This is a genomic window from Mesorhizobium sp. WSM4906 (assembly GCF_029674625.1).
Classification (GTDB): Bacteria; Pseudomonadota; Alphaproteobacteria; order Rhizobiales; family Rhizobiaceae; genus Mesorhizobium.
In genome coordinates this window covers 787,923-801,336 of the sequence record NZ_CP121355.1, presented here as the reverse complement: position 1 = coordinate 801,336, position 13,414 = coordinate 787,923, and the positions used below count along the sequence as shown (strand labels likewise).

Annotated in this window: 15 protein-coding genes and 1 pseudogene; 6 read left to right on the top strand and 10 right to left on the bottom strand. The window is 65.3% G+C overall.

Annotated features, from left to right (window positions below; genetic code table 11):
- Positions 1-282: 282 nt before the first annotated feature.
- A complete protein-coding gene (locus QAZ22_RS03740) occupies positions 283-1,260 on the top strand; it encodes a threonine/serine dehydratase (protein WP_278205629.1) in 978 nt (325 codons plus the stop codon).
- A gap of 69 nt (positions 1,261-1,329) precedes the next feature.
- Here the strand turns inward: QAZ22_RS03740 and QAZ22_RS03735 are convergent, their stop codons facing one another.
- The 4 genes from QAZ22_RS03735 to QAZ22_RS03720 are packed head-to-tail and all read right to left on the bottom strand — an operon-like array spanning position 1,330 to position 5,043.
- A complete protein-coding gene (locus QAZ22_RS03735; RefSeq protein ID WP_347405204.1) occupies positions 1,330-2,478 on the bottom strand; it encodes an ABC transporter permease in 1,149 nt (382 codons plus the stop codon).
- The gene (locus QAZ22_RS03730; RefSeq protein ID WP_278205628.1) at positions 2,475-3,395 is read right to left on the bottom strand and encodes an ABC transporter ATP-binding protein; all 921 of its coding nucleotides are present in this window, start codon (positions 3,393-3,395) and stop codon (positions 2,475-2,477) included. Before QAZ22_RS03730 ends, QAZ22_RS03735 begins: the two co-directional genes overlap by 4 nt.
- Positions 3,392-4,345, bottom strand: coding sequence for an HlyD family efflux transporter periplasmic adaptor subunit (locus QAZ22_RS03725; RefSeq protein ID WP_278205627.1), 954 nt, complete (start codon positions 4,343-4,345; stop codon positions 3,392-3,394). Before QAZ22_RS03725 ends, QAZ22_RS03730 begins: the two co-directional genes overlap by 4 nt.
- Complete coding sequence (locus tag QAZ22_RS03720) at positions 4,342-5,043, bottom strand: CerR family C-terminal domain-containing protein (protein ID WP_278205626.1); 702 nt, start codon at positions 5,041-5,043, stop codon at positions 4,342-4,344. Before QAZ22_RS03720 ends, QAZ22_RS03725 begins: the two co-directional genes overlap by 4 nt.
- A 90-nt stretch (positions 5,044-5,133) precedes the next feature.
- Here QAZ22_RS03720 and QAZ22_RS03715 point away from each other — a divergent pair, with 90 nt between their 5' ends.
- Together QAZ22_RS03715 and QAZ22_RS03710 are read left to right on the top strand one after the other, a co-directional pair.
- The gene (locus QAZ22_RS03715) at positions 5,134-5,607 is read left to right on the top strand and encodes a CYTH domain-containing protein (RefSeq protein ID WP_278205625.1); all 474 of its coding nucleotides are present in this window, start codon (positions 5,134-5,136) and stop codon (positions 5,605-5,607) included.
- A complete protein-coding gene (locus QAZ22_RS03710) occupies positions 5,604-6,536 on the top strand; it encodes a CHAD domain-containing protein (protein WP_278205624.1) in 933 nt (310 codons plus the stop codon). The genes QAZ22_RS03715 and QAZ22_RS03710 overlap by 4 nt, the downstream gene beginning before the upstream one ends.
- Positions 6,537-6,724: 188 nt before the next feature.
- Here QAZ22_RS03710 and QAZ22_RS03705 read toward each other — a convergent pair whose 3' ends face one another.
- The gene (locus QAZ22_RS03705; protein WP_278205623.1) at positions 6,725-7,510 is read right to left on the bottom strand and encodes a helix-turn-helix transcriptional regulator; all 786 of its coding nucleotides are present in this window, start codon (positions 7,508-7,510) and stop codon (positions 6,725-6,727) included.
- A 112-nt stretch (positions 7,511-7,622) separates the two neighbouring features.
- Between QAZ22_RS03705 and QAZ22_RS03700 the strand changes: the two genes are divergently transcribed.
- Both QAZ22_RS03700 and QAZ22_RS03695 read left to right on the top strand, forming a co-directional pair.
- A complete protein-coding gene (locus QAZ22_RS03700) occupies positions 7,623-8,483 on the top strand; it encodes an ATP/GTP-binding protein (protein ID WP_278205622.1) in 861 nt (286 codons plus the stop codon).
- Between the two features lie 471 nt (positions 8,484-8,954).
- Positions 8,955-9,044, top strand: a pseudogene (locus tag QAZ22_RS03695) (EamA/RhaT family transporter); the annotation flags it as partial.
- Between the two features lie 24 nt (positions 9,045-9,068).
- On the opposite strand, the gene QAZ22_RS03690 reads toward QAZ22_RS03695, so the two are convergent.
- From QAZ22_RS03690 to QAZ22_RS03670, 5 genes are all read right to left on the bottom strand, one after another.
- Positions 9,069-9,338 carry a helix-turn-helix transcriptional regulator gene (locus tag QAZ22_RS03690; RefSeq protein ID WP_278205621.1) on the bottom strand — a complete coding sequence of 90 codons (270 nt, stop codon included), beginning with the start codon at positions 9,336-9,338 and terminating at the stop codon, positions 9,069-9,071.
- An 89-nt stretch (positions 9,339-9,427) separates the two neighbouring features.
- The gene (locus QAZ22_RS03685; RefSeq protein WP_278205620.1) at positions 9,428-10,129 is read right to left on the bottom strand and encodes a phosphatase PAP2 family protein; all 702 of its coding nucleotides are present in this window, start codon (positions 10,127-10,129) and stop codon (positions 9,428-9,430) included.
- A gap of 120 nt (positions 10,130-10,249) precedes the next feature.
- Positions 10,250-10,588 (bottom strand): hypothetical protein, encoded by a 339-nt coding sequence (locus QAZ22_RS03680; RefSeq protein ID WP_278205619.1) that lies wholly within the window; start codon positions 10,586-10,588, stop codon positions 10,250-10,252.
- 374 nt (positions 10,589-10,962) lie between these two features.
- Positions 10,963-11,643: a GNAT family N-acetyltransferase gene (locus QAZ22_RS03675; RefSeq protein WP_278205618.1), complete on the bottom strand. Its 681-nt coding sequence runs from the start codon at positions 11,641-11,643 to the stop codon at positions 10,963-10,965.
- Positions 11,640-12,146, bottom strand: a complete 507-nt coding sequence (locus QAZ22_RS03670; RefSeq protein ID WP_278205617.1) for a MarR family transcriptional regulator — start codon at positions 12,144-12,146, stop codon at positions 11,640-11,642. The genes QAZ22_RS03675 and QAZ22_RS03670 overlap by 4 nt, the downstream gene beginning before the upstream one ends.
- Before the next feature lie 216 nt (positions 12,147-12,362).
- Here QAZ22_RS03670 and QAZ22_RS03665 point away from each other — a divergent pair, with 216 nt between their 5' ends.
- A complete protein-coding gene (locus QAZ22_RS03665; protein ID WP_278205616.1) occupies positions 12,363-13,400 on the top strand; it encodes a phosphatidylglycerol lysyltransferase domain-containing protein in 1,038 nt (345 codons plus the stop codon).
- The last annotated feature ends 14 nt before the right edge of the window (positions 13,401-13,414 follow it).

The window sequence follows — 13,414 nt, the reverse complement described above, 5'->3', positions numbered from 1 at the left end:
AGCGCCCCCCTCTGGCCTGCCGGCCATCTCCCCCACGAGGGGGGAGATTAGCGGTTTCGGTGCCCCCGCCCATTCTTGCAACCTCAGAGATTGGCGAAAGCCGGCGTGACGTCTGATCTCCCCCCTTGTGGGGGAGATGTCCGGCAGGACAGAGGGGGGCGCGAAGGAACGCCAGCTTCCCAAACTGCCAATCAACATTGTCTCCATCACATTTTTTCGTTGGCGCGTCGGCACGGTTTGCGTGCAGCATGGGTGGTCCGATCCTCCGCGAGACCTCACACGATGACCACCCTACCCGGCATTTCCGACATCCAGGCCGCCGCCGCGCGGCTTTCCGGCCTGGCCGTGGAAACACCGCTCATCGAATCGCCCGAGCTCAACGAGCGCTATGGCGGGCGCATCCTGTTCAAGCCGGAGACGCTGCAGCGCACCGGCTCCTTCAAGATCCGCGGCGCCTATAACAAATTGTCGTCGCTCACCGAGGAGGAACGCGGTCGCGGTGTCGTCGCTTTCTCGTCGGGCAACCACGCGCAAGGGGTCGCGGCGTCCGCCGCGATGTTCGGCGTCAAGGCGGTCATCGCCATGCCGGCCGACGCTCCGGCGCTGAAAGTGGGCAATGTGCGCAAGATGGGCGCCGAGGTGGTGCCGTTCGACCGCTACAAGGACGACCGCATGACCATCGTCCGCCCCTATGTCGAGAAGGGCATGGTGCTGGTGCCGCCGTTCGACGATCCGGCCATCATTGCCGGCCAGGGCACGATCGGGCTGGAGTTGATGAAGCAGGCGAAGACGCTCGGCGTCAGCCTCGACGCGGTGGTCATCCCCTGCGGCGGCGGCGGGCTGTCGAGCGGCATCTCCGTCGCCGTCAAGGACGCCTCGCCGCGCACCGCCGTCTGGGCGGTCGAGCCCGAGCATTTCGACGACACGCGCCGTTCGCTGGCCAAAGGCGAAAGGGTCTCGAACCAACCCGGCCATACCTCGATCTGCGATGCGCTCCTCACCGCAGAGCCCGGGGCCATCACCTTCGAGATCAACCGCCGGAACCTCGCCGGCGCCATCGCCGTCTCCGACAAGGCCGCCGCGCAGGCGATGCGCGATGCCATGGCCTACCTGAAGCTGGTGGTCGAGCCTGGCGGTTGCGTCGCGCTCGCCGCGCTCTCATCCGGCGAAATCGACCTCGCCGGCAAATGCGTCGTCGTGGTGCTTTCCGGCGGCAATGTCGATTTCGCCACCTATGCGGAGATTATAGCGGCGGTGTAGGTTCTGCCGCGCGCAGGCCGGAAGCGCCGCTGTCCCGCCAGCATAAAAAGGGCGTGCGCTGCAAAACGCCTAATCCAGCGTCCTCCTGAACCGCGCCAATGCTACGCCTGCGAACACCGCCACGAACACCGCCAGCCAGCCGATCTCGGCGGCTACCGCGGTGAAGTCGGCGCCCTTCAGCATGACGGCGCGGGTGATGCGCAGGAAATGCGTCAGTGGGAAGATCTCGCCCAAAATCTGGGCCCAGCCCGGCATGCCGCGATAGGGGAACATGAAGCCGGAGAGCAGCAGCGACGGCAGGAAAAAGAAGAAGGTGAGCTGCATCGCCTGCATCTGCGAACGCGCCATGGTCGAGATGGTGTAGCCGAGCAGCACCAGCGAAAGCACGAAGACAAGCACCGAGGAGAGCAGCAGCGTCAGGCTGCCGACGAACGGGACGCCGAACAGAAGCTTCGCCGCCACCAGCACAACCGTCATCTGCACGGCGCCGACGACGAGGAAAGGCAGCACCTTGCCCAGCATGATCTCGGTCGGGCTGGACGGCATGGCCAGCAGGTTCTCCATGGTGCCGCGCTCGGTCTCCCGGGTCAGCGCCATCGCCGTCATCATTACCATCGTCATCTGCAGGATAACGCCGAGCAGGCCCGGAACGATGTTGTATTGCGAGATACCTTCAGGGTTGTAGCGCCGGTGCACCACTACCTGCAGCTGCTGCTTGGCCGACTCGGCGGCCGCTGCCTGCATACCCTGGGCGCGCAGCAGCGCCTGGCTCGCCACCGTGCCCAGCGTCGAAATGGCCCCGCTAGCCGCCGCCGGATCCGTCGCGTCGGCCTCGATCAGGATCTGCGGACTGTCGCCGCGCTCGACGCGCCTGGCAAAGTCGGCCGGGATGGTGACGACAAAGGAGACGGCGCCCTTGGCTATCAGCATCTCGGCCTCGGCCGCGCTCTCGGTTACATGGTCGAAACGGTAGTAGCGGGTCATCTGCAGGGCGGAAACCATGGCGCGCGTGTACTGATCATTGCTCATCGCCACCAGCGCCGTCGGCAGGCTCTTTGGATCATTGTTGATGGCGAAGCCGAACAGCACGAGCTGCAGCAAAGGCACGCCCAGCATCATGGCGAAGGTGATGCGGTCGCGCCGCATCTGGATGAACTCCTTGATCAAGAGCGCCCCGAGCCTCGCGAAGGAAAAGACCGCTCTCAAGCCATCTTTCATGCCATATTGTCCTTCGAGCCGGCCATGAACTGGATGAACACGTCTTCCAGGCTGGTCTCGCCCGGCGCCACCGTCACGCCCTTGTATTCCTTCTCGACGTCGGCAAGCGCCTTTTCGAGCGCCGCCTTGTCGGAGCCGACGACGTGCAGCGTGGCGCCGAACGGCGCCACCTGGTCGACGCCCGGGCGGCCATCGAGCGCTTCGGCCACCCGGTCGAGGCGCGGCCCCTGCACGACGAAGGTGGTCAGCCCGGCATTCCTCACCACCTCGTCCACCGTGCCGGTGGCCAGCAGCTTGCCGTAGGAGATGTAGCTGATGCGGTGGCAGCGTTCGGCTTCGTCCATGTAGTGGGTGGAGACCAGCACCGTCAGCCCGCCGCCGGCCAGCCTGTGGATCTCGTCCCAGAACTCGCGCCGCGCTTTCGGGTCGACGCCCGCCGTCGGCTCGTCGAGCAGAAGCAGCTTCGGCTTGTGCATGATGCAGGCGGCCAGAGCCAGCCGCTGCTTCCAGCCGCCGGAAAGCGTTCCGGCCAGCTGATTGCGGCGCGTGCTCAGGCCAAGCTCCTGCAGCGTCCGCGATACATAGTCCTCGACCGGCTTCAGCTGGTAGAGCCGCGCCACGAATTCCAGATTTTCGCCGATCGTCAGATCCTCGTAGTACGAGAATTTCTGCGTCATATAGCCGACTTCGCGCTTGATCTTGAGCGAGTCGGCGAGGATGTCGAAGCCCAGCACCGTGCCCTCGCCCTCATCCGGCGTCAAAAGCCCGCACATGATGCGGATGGTCGTCGTCTTGCCGGAGCCGTTCGGCCCGAGGAAGCCGACGATCTCGCCCTCGGCCACCGTCATCGTCACATGGTCGACGACGGTCTTGTTGCCGAACCGCTTGACCAGTCCGCGGACGTCGATGACGTTCATTTGCCCAAATCCGCTAGGTCGACATCGACGATCTGGCCGGGCTGCAGCGGACCGGCATCGCCCTCCGGCCGTGCCTCGACGAGATAGACCAGCTTCTGCCGGTTCTCCAGCGAGTAGATCACCGGCGGGGTGAATTCCGGATCGGGCGAGACATAGCTGACGCGCGCCTTGAGGTCCGGCCCGCAGCCATCGCAGCGCACGCTAAGCAGCGTGCCGACCTTCACCGAGGAGAAGGCAGTCTCCGGCACAAAGACGCTGAGTTTTACGGCGCCGTCGGGCAGCATCGAGAGCACCGGCGCGGTCGGTCCGGCGGTGTCGCCGGGATTGCGGATCACGTCGTCGATGCGGCCCGGCGACGGCGCCGCCAGCACGCGCTTGGACAGGCGCCACTTGGCCTGCCCCAGTTCCGACTGCGCCTGCTTGACCTGGTTCTCGGCCGCCTTGATCGTCTCGGCGCGCCCCGGCAGGCCGCCGACGGCGAGGTTGGCTTCGGCCTGGCCGACCTGCGCATTAGCGGTCTCCAGCGAAGCCGAAGCGGTGTCGTAGTCGGCCTGGGTGCCGGTGCCGCGTTTGTAGAGGTCGCTGGCGCGGTCGTATTTGCGCTTGGCGTCGGCGGCCTGCGCCTTCGCCATGTCGACCTGCGCCTTGAGCACGGCGATCTCGTCCGGCCGCTTGCCAACCTGCAGGTCGGCGAGCTGCGCCTCGGCCTGCGCCAGCGCGGCCTCGGCCTGGGCGACGGCGATCTTGGCGTCGGCATCTTCCAGCGTCGCCACCGGCATGCCCGGCGTGACGCGGTCGCCGCGCTTGACGCCGACCGTCGCCACCTGGGCCACCTCGATCGGTGCCATCAACACATATTCGCCTTCGACATAGCCGACGGCGAGCGGTGCGGCCGGTGCGCAGGCGCCGAACAGCTGGGCCGCAAGCGGCAGCGAACAGAGAAAACTCATGATTTGCCCTTCTTGCCGGCGGCCGCGTCGCGTGCCGCCAGCATTGCCCTGAGGTTGTCGGTCGCGACCGCCACCACTTTGGCGGCCTCCTTGTTGCCGATCTCGCGCCAACCCATCCTACGCAGCACCGCCTCGCGGCCGATGCGGAAATAGATGACTTGCCCGATCATGGTGAACACGGTGAGCTTCGTGGCCTCGCTCTCGGCCGGCTCGCCGGTCGCCTGCTCCCAGATCCGGCAAAGCCGGCGGTGCGTCGGTTCGAACACGCCGGCATAGATACGGTCCAGCGCCGCCGTCGGATGCGACAGCTCGCGCAGTACGAATTGTACGATCTCGCCGGCCTGGGGGCTTGCCACGATGAAGCCGACCATCCGCTCCAGCGCGGCGAAGAGCTGCGCCCGCGCCGCCTCCGGGTTCATGGGGGCGGCCGCCTGGGCCCCGAGCGCCTGGCCGGCGATCCCCTGGATGGTTTCGACGATGAAGTCGGCGGCGGCGGCGCGCAGGCCCTCCTTGCCGCCGAAATGATAGGCGATGGAGCCGATATTGGCCTTCGCCTCGGCCGCTATCTCGCGTGTCGAGGTGCCGTCGAAGCCGTGCCGCCCGAACAGCTTGAGTGCCGCCTGCACCAACGCCGCGCGCGTTTGATCGGCGGGAGAGGCTTCGCGTGGCGGCCGGTTGGCGTTCGTTTGCTTGCTCATACTGTTCGTTTAATCAATCGATTGATTAAAGTCAAATTGATTCTCGGCCCGGCTTGCCATGTCGGTTTGCACACGCTTTAGTGCGCGGCCATGGGCAAGGAAGTCGAGCGCAAGTTCCTGGTCTCTGATCCCGCCTGGCGCAGCCTGGTCGAGGCGGCTATCCGCATTCGCCAATTCTACGTCGCCGCGCAGCCCGGCCGCACGGTGCGAATCCGCATCAGCGACGAACGCTCCGCCAAGCTGACGCTGAAGTTCGGCGACAGGGCGCGCGAGCGCGACGAGTTCGAATATGCGATCCCTCTCCACGAGGCCGAGGAGATGATGGCGTTCGCCATTGGGCGTGTCATCGAGAAGACACGCCACCATGTTAGACACCGCGGCTATCTCTATGAAGTCGATGTGTTCGGCGGAGTGCTTTCGGGGCTCGTGGTCGCGGAGCTGGAGACGCCGGAGGACGTACCTGACGAAATGCTCCCCGACTGGCTCGGCCGCGAGGTCACCGGCGAGTCGAGGTTCTACAACGCGTCGCTGGCCCTCGGGGGGATTCCGGAGATCGCCGCATGAGCTTTCGCATCGATCCGCGCTTGCCGCTGACTGGCGAGGTCAGGCGCATATTGGCCGACGAGATCGGCAAGGCGCTCGGCCATCTCGAGACGGCGCGCGACAAGCCGGAGCAGGGGCTGCACAAATGCCGCAAGCGGCTGAAGAGCCTGCGGGCCTTGTTGCGCCTGGTTCGTTCCGGAGACGAATCGTTCTGCCAGACCGAAAACGAATGTTATAAGCAGGTATCGGCGCTGCTTGCCGGTCCGCGCGAGGCGACCGCCCTGATCGAGACGATCGACCGCCTGGCCTCCGCCTTTCCGGAGCAGACCGCCGGCGGCGGCCTCGACGCCGTCCGCGAGCGGCTGGTGTTGCGCCAGCATGAGCTCCATGCCGGCCCTGGTCTCGACGCCGCCATAAACGCGGCGATCGCTGCTTGCCGCGAAGGGCTGGAGCGCATCGACAGGCTGTCCCTGCCGGACCAGCCCGAGCAGGCGGCCGACATACTGGCCGAGGGCGCCCGCGCCACCTTGCGGCGCGCGAAAAAGGCGCTGGACAAGGCCGGCTCGCGCGGCGAGGCCGATGATTTTCACGATCTGCGCAAGGCCGCCAAGACGCACTCGATGCATCTGTCGCTGCTGGGGCGCCTGTGGCCGACGCCGATCAAGGCGCGCCGCAAGGCGGTCGACAAGCTCGGCGAATTGCTTGGCGAACTGCATGACGTCTTCGTCATGCGCGCGCTGCTTGCCGCCGACGGCGAGCCGCTCGGCCCGGCAGAAGACACCAAGCTTCTGCGCAAGCTCCTGAAACGTTCGGAAAGGAGCCTCGGCAAGGCCTGCCTTGCCGATGCCGCCGATCTGTTCGGCGACAGCCCCAAGCGCTCGGCCAAGAAGCTCGCGCGCAAGGCGCGTGACGATCTCGCGCCGCCGCATGAGGAGGCGAAAGCGGCTTAGGCGCGGCGCCTGTCCTTCTCCCCTTGTGGGAGAAGGTGTCGCCGAAGGCGACGGATGAGGGGTGTTCCAGGGAATGAGGCGTTGGCGATTGCGGCTTTGGACGAGCGCTTCGGACAAGCTGGAACACCCCTCATCCGTCTCGGCGCTGCGCGCCGATCCACCTTCTCCCACAAGGGGAGAAGGGGGAGCTATGCCGGCAGCGCCCGTTTCTCCTTCGCCGCCTTTGCCCCCGCATCGCGCGGATGCGGCCCGATCGGCATGATCGCCGGAAACGGCGTGGCGCCGAAGGCAAAAGTCCATTTGTAGCCGACGAGCTGGTCTTCCGGCGTGGTGTGCTGGTCATGGTGGGCAAGCAGCCTTGCGCGCTCGGCGAGATCCTCAGCCTCCCGCCGCACCATCTCGGCCGTTTCCGGTCGCATGCGCCGCGAGAAACTGACGAAGGTCGCTTGGCCGTCCATATGGCCGATCGCCCAGCCGATGAAGTTCTTGTTGGTCGTCTCGAAATGCGGCTTTAGCGGCCCCTCGAAATCCCACTGGATGGGTGTCTCGACCAGCAGCCTGGCCGAAAGGCCGCGTCCGAGCGCCACCAGGCCAAGCTCTTCCAGATCGCGCAGATAGAGGAACATCGAGGCCTCGCTCAGGCCTTGCGAGCGCATGATGCCTTCGGGTGTGAATTTTTCCGACAGCATGATGAAGACGAAGAGCAGCGCCGGCCGCGCGGCAAGCCTGCGCTCGATCTCCGGCGCGACGTGGTTGGCCGGCCCCGGCCCCCGGCTCATCGAACCCAGCACGTTCTCCAGTTCCACTTCCGCGGCGGCACAGATGTCCATCAGCCGGTCGAGCTTGCAGTTGCGCTCATGGAAGATGCGCTTCACCGTCGGCTCGGAAACACCCATGCGCTCGGCCAGCGTCCGGTAGGTCAGGCCCTTGGCCTTGAGCGTCCGTTTCAGCGCCTCGAAGATCGGACCGTTCATGGAATGCACCTCGTTTGCGTGAATTCGTATCGATCTTCGATACTAGGCGCGAACCGCCTTCCGGAAAAGTTCGAAAAAACTAGCTCTTCCTCATCACAACGGGAGAGCAATCATGAAGACCCTCATCGCTTCGATCCTTCTTGCCGTCGCCGGCATCGTAACGGCTCCCGCCGCCCAGGCCGGCGAGGTCTGGCGCGCCGGCGGCTTCGAGCAGCCGGAATCGGCGCTGGTCGATGCCGCCAACATGCGGATCGTCGTGTCCAACATCGTCGGCAATCCAGGCAAAGCGGACGGCAACGGCTATCTGTCGCTGCTGTCCATGGACGGCAAGGTCATCGCCGGGCACTGGGTGGATGGCATGGACGCGCCCAAGGGCATGGCGATCTCGGGCGGCAAGCTCTACGCCGCCGACATCACCAAGGTCCGCGTCGTCGATCTCGCCAGCGGCAAGCTGGTCTCCAGCATCGATGTGCCGGGGGCCGTCTTCCTCAACGACATGACGGCCGATGCCTCGGGCAAGGTCTATGTCACGGACATGCTGGCCGACACGATCTACCGCATCGACGGCGACAAGCCGGAGCTGTTCGTCAAGGATGCGCTGCTCGCCTCGCCCAACGGCGTCTTCGCCGATGGCGGGAGATTGATCGTCGCGTCCTGGGGCAAGGGCATCAAGCCCGACTTCAGCACCGGTGAGCCCGGCGGCCTGCTGGCGGTCGACCTCGCCACGAAGAAGGTTACGCCGCTGTTCGGCGCCCAGAATTTCGCCGACCTCGACGGAGTCGTCGCCATCTGGGACACCATCTACGCCACCGCCTACATGACCGGCAGGCTCTACAGCTACAAGGCCGGCGGCGCGCCGGAAGCGATCGCCACCTTCAAGCCGGGCAGCGCCGATATCGGCACGGACGGCAACTCGACCATCTATGTCCCGCTGATGAACGAAGGCGCGGTTGCGGCGCTGTCGCTGGATTGAGCCAGTCGCGCTACTGCCAGGGCCAAGCATGAGCAGAGACCTTGGGTGGGACGATCAAGAAGGTACTGTAGCGCCGCGTTCCTTCGCCCCTTCTGTCCTGCCGGGCATCTCCCCACATGTGGGGGGAGATTGGCGGCTTCGGTGCCGCTCGTCCTGCAGCGTTGGCGATTGGCGAAGGCCTGCGAGACATCCGATCTCCCCTCTTGTTGGGGAGATGGCCGGTAGGCCAGAGGGGGGCGCTGTCCCGCCAGCGTTTCGGATTCTGGCATTGCAGCGGCACTCTGAGGTTACCCCTCGCCCTGCGCATCACTTCGGCCTGCCGATCCTCGCCAGCTTGTCGGAATTTCGGACGGTATAGACCGCTGCGATACTGCCCTCCGCGTCGACTGCGAAAGCTGAACGTCTGGACGACAGCGCCGGCGACCGTCACCACCAGTCCTGGCCCGCCATTGATGATCGCCGGCACGATCCTTCGGCGAGGAAGTGGCCTGGACCACGCTGACGGGAGCATGCCTGATCGTCGCCGGCTGCCTGATCGCCGCGCGCGCAAACCCGAAACTTGGTTGGCTTGATAGTGACCGCGGCTCAGCCCTGCTGGGTCTGCGCCGCGGTCGATTTGAGGCGAACGCCCCGGCCGCCGCGCTCGCTGGCCTGGTTCTCGCCGATCAGCTCCACCCCGATCAGATCGAGTGCCTGGATGACCTTCATCAGCGAATCGACGACGCCCCTGACGACGCCCTCGCTCGCTTCCATGCGCTGTATTGTCGGAAGCGAAACCCCGGCGCGCTCGGCGAGCGTTCGCTGGTCGATACCGGCCAATGCCCTCGCAGCGCGCATCTGTGCGGCAGTCATCATCGACCTGTATCCATGTCAAAACGTGCAATATCGATGTACAGGATAAACATTACAATGTCCAAGGCATCATTCAAAAGGATTGGCGGGGATCACTCGCCGTCCGCCACCACATTGCGCCGCTGCAGCAGGCGCGCTGCAAGCCAGCACAGCATGGCCCAGGCGAAGCCGGCGCACCAGCCGGCAAGCACGTCTGACGGCCAATGCGCGCCGAGATAGACGCGGCTGGTGCCGACCAGCACCGTGGTGAGCACGGCGAAGCCGAGCACGAAGATCTTCGTCCTGCGGTTCGGCAGGAACCGCGCGGCGAGTGAGCCCAGCGTGAGATAGGTCACCGCCGACAGCATCGCGTGGCCGCTGGGAAAGGACAGCGAGGTTTCGTAGACCAGATGCGAGACGAGATCGGGCCGCGGCCGGTCGACCTCATGCTTGAGCAGGCTGGATACCACCTGCCCGCCGGCCACCGAAACGAACACGAACAGTGCCGTCCCCGGTCGGCGGATGAGCAGGAAGTAGACGATCGCCGCGGTCGTGATCAGCACCAGCACCGCGGTGCTGCCGAGCGCGGTGATGTCTCGCATCGCGCCTTGCAGCCATGGCGGGCCGATCGGACTGTCCGGTTGGCCGGCATGGCGGAAGGCGAGCAGGATTTCCGTGTCGAATGCGTGCGGGCTGGTGGCGCGCGCCGCCTCCATGAGTTCCACCAGGCCCCATAGCCCGGCGGCGATCACCAGCCCGGCCAAAAGCACCGGGAATTCTATCCTGTTGAGCAGCGCGTTGGCGGTCGATTTCATTGGGGGCCTTAGAGCAATTCCAGGAAAAGTGTGTAACGGTTTTCCGTCCGGAATTGCGTCAAAACAAAGAGATAGAGCGGTTCGCCGTTTCCGTGAAACGGTGAAACGCTCCGGGTCCGGCTACAGCCGCTGCATATAGGGCCCGAGCGTGATCAGAGCGACGGCCGCGATCGCCAGCACGACGCCCGTGGCCTGCAATGCATTCAATCGTTCGCCGAAGAAGACCAGCGCCACGACGTTCACCGACACCAGCTGGATCACCGCCGACAGGCTGAACGACACCGACATGCCGAATTCGCGGATCAGCCGCAGCATGATCAGATTGCCGGCCGAATAGAGGGCGAGCGTCAAAAGGATCTTGGCCAGGCTCGGCGCCAACCCCCATTGCTTGGCCGCGGTTGCCGCCAGCAGGAAGATCACGGTCGAGATGCCGAGCTGCGCCAATCCCCAGAAACTCACGGTTTCCTCCCCTCTCGAAGCGGCCTTTGCCGCGGCCGTCGCCGTTCTTGTTTCCGAAGTACGTGGAGCCGTCAAGCTGGAGGATAGGGCGAAGGCGCGCTGCCAAGGGATCGAAGTCGGATGTCGCAAAAATGCGCCCGGCCCCGGTCGGCGCGCCGGTGCCGCGAGGCTGCGGTTGACTCGCGTCGCGAAGTTGCCGCCAGCGATTGGCACCCGATGACTGCACGGTCGTAGCCGAACCAAGCCGGCAAATCGGCCCTGCTTAATCACGCCGATGTCACGAAAATGTGATAGGCCGCCTTTAGGGATCGACGGGTCACAGTTCCAGCCACCTCGCCATTTGATGACGAAGCGATGGGCATCCGCAACCCCAGCTACCCAGCGCGGTGAACCACGACCATGTTCAGGGTGGTTCTCAAGCGGAAGCCGATGGACTCGTAGAGCCCGATGGCCGGTGCGTTGCTGTCATAGGCGTGGAGATAGGGAACCTCGCCCCGCGCCATGATCCGGTTTGCCACGAACAGCGACAGCAGTCTGGCAAGGCCGCCGCCGCGGAAATCGGGATGCGTGCACACGCCGCTGAGCTCCGAGTAGCCGGGCTGCTTCATGCGCTCGCCGGCCATTGCCGCGAGCCTTCCGCCGATCTTCACGCCCCAGAACTCGCCGAGGCTCAAGGCTTCCAGCGTGAACGGGCCGGGCTTGGTGAGCGAGGCCAGGGCAAGCATCTCGGCCGCATCGTCGGGTGTCAGTGGTTGCACCCGTTCGTCGGACACGGCCTGCATCGGCCGCTCGGCTGTCATCTGCACCAAGGTCGCTGTCGAGACCGCGGAAACTTCCGCGGGCAGGACGATCGGATCGGTCTGGACCACGATCGAGCTTTGAAGCGGCGGCAGCAGCTTGCCCAGAGCTCGCAGGCTTTCTTCGTCGTCCATCGCGGTGGCGGCGAAAGGAACGATCGACGGCCGATACCGCCGGGCGAGGCTGTCGCCTTCCGCGAAGGCCTGGTGGCGCGTCGCAAGCGCGCTCCAGATGGGGCGGTCGAGAACGTGTTTCATGGCGCGACGACCTTGGGCGCAACGGCCCTGGCTTTCTCAGCGCGGCGGTCGAGCGAGGTCGCGGCCAGCCGATCCTCGATGGCGGCGAGCTGGCCAAGCAGCGGCCCGGAGAGGTCCGCGCACAATTCCGCGACGGCGTCCTCGATGCGCGGCCAGACGTCGCGCTTCGCAGCATCGACCAGCCGCCGGCCGCTTGCCGACAAGGAGACGATCCTGCGCCTCTGGTCGTCGTTCGATTGCGTGACCTCGACCACGCCCAGCTCGGTGAGCAGCGACGCGGCCCGCGTGACACCCGGCTGCGCGACGCCGAGCGATTGCGCCAGCTCTCCGACCGGCAGCGGCCCCAGCCTGTCGAGCGCCGCGAGCAGGGGGTACTGGCTCGACTGGATCCGCACATCCAGTTGATCCAGCACGCGCTGCGTATCGGCCTGCAATTGCTCGCCGATGCGCTTCAGCCTGCTGCCCAGGCACAGAAAGCCGAGGGATCGCAATATGTCTTCCATGGCCGAGCTCATCGAAATAACGATAACTAGTTATATAACAATACATGGAAAGTCAAGCTGCACGGCACCGTGAAGCCTTCGGACATTTCCTCTTCATTCGCCGCCCATAGCATCCTATATGGCGCTGGCGCGACATGACCGACAGTCGGTCGCGCCAAGGCGACTGATTCGAGGCCCATGGGCTGCGGGTCTCTGTTCATCGGCACGCGGAAGCTCATGCCCTCCCTGCGCATCCATATCGACAGGTTTCTTGAAGGCGCGGCGCCCAAGGTGCCGAAGCGGGAGCTGACGCATCTCGAGCGGCTGGCGCTGGTGCGGCGGCATGGCGACTTCTCGCTCGCCTATTCCACCGCCGTGCAGCAGAAACTGTCCTATTTCAGCGACGGCGACGGCTATATCGCCTTCGGCACCAAGATGAAGCACCATTTCGCGCTTGGCGATCCGGTGGTCGACCCGGCGGAACGGCCCGGCTACATCAAGCGCTTCGTCGAGGCCGCCGGCGGCCCCTGGTTCGTGCAGATAAGCGCCGCGACCGCAAGGGTGCTGGCCGGGCTCGGTTATCAGGTCAATCGGCTGGGCGTCGACACCAGGCTGCAGCTGCCGGCGCATGATTTCTCCGGCAAGCGCAACGAGACCGTGCGCTATTCCGAGCGCTGGCTGGCGAAGAAGGGCTTCACCTTCGCCGAGGACAGGAAAAACATGCTCCTCGACGAGGTGTCGCGGCTTTCCGAGAACTGGCGCGGCGAGCGCATCGTCAAACGCTGGGAGATGGGCTTCCTCAACCGCCCCTTCGCCGACCATCTCGGCGCCGACATGCGCCGCTTCGTTCTCCACGATCCGGAGGGCGAGCTGGTCGCCATCCTCGACTTCGATCCGCTGTTCAGCGACGGCAAGGTCATCGGCTACACCACCGCCTTCAAGCGCAAGCATGTCGACGCCACGCCGCATGCCGAGATCGGCCTGACCAAATTCGCCGTCGACCGCTTTCGCGAGGAGGGCATCTCGGTCGTCACGCTCGGCCTGTCGCCGCTGCTCGACGTCGAGCCGAGCGGCTTTGCCGAATCGAGATTCTGGCGCGGCGCCTTCCAGCGCGCCTACGAGTCGCCCTGGGTCAACCGCTCGCGCTTCAACCTGCAGGGCCAGGCCGCCTTCAAGCGCCGCTTCCACGGGCAGGAGGAGCCGACCTACATCGCCTTCCGCAAGGGCACGCTGATGGAGATGCTTGGGCTATTGCGGCTGATCAAGGCGATTTAGAAAACATTACCAAC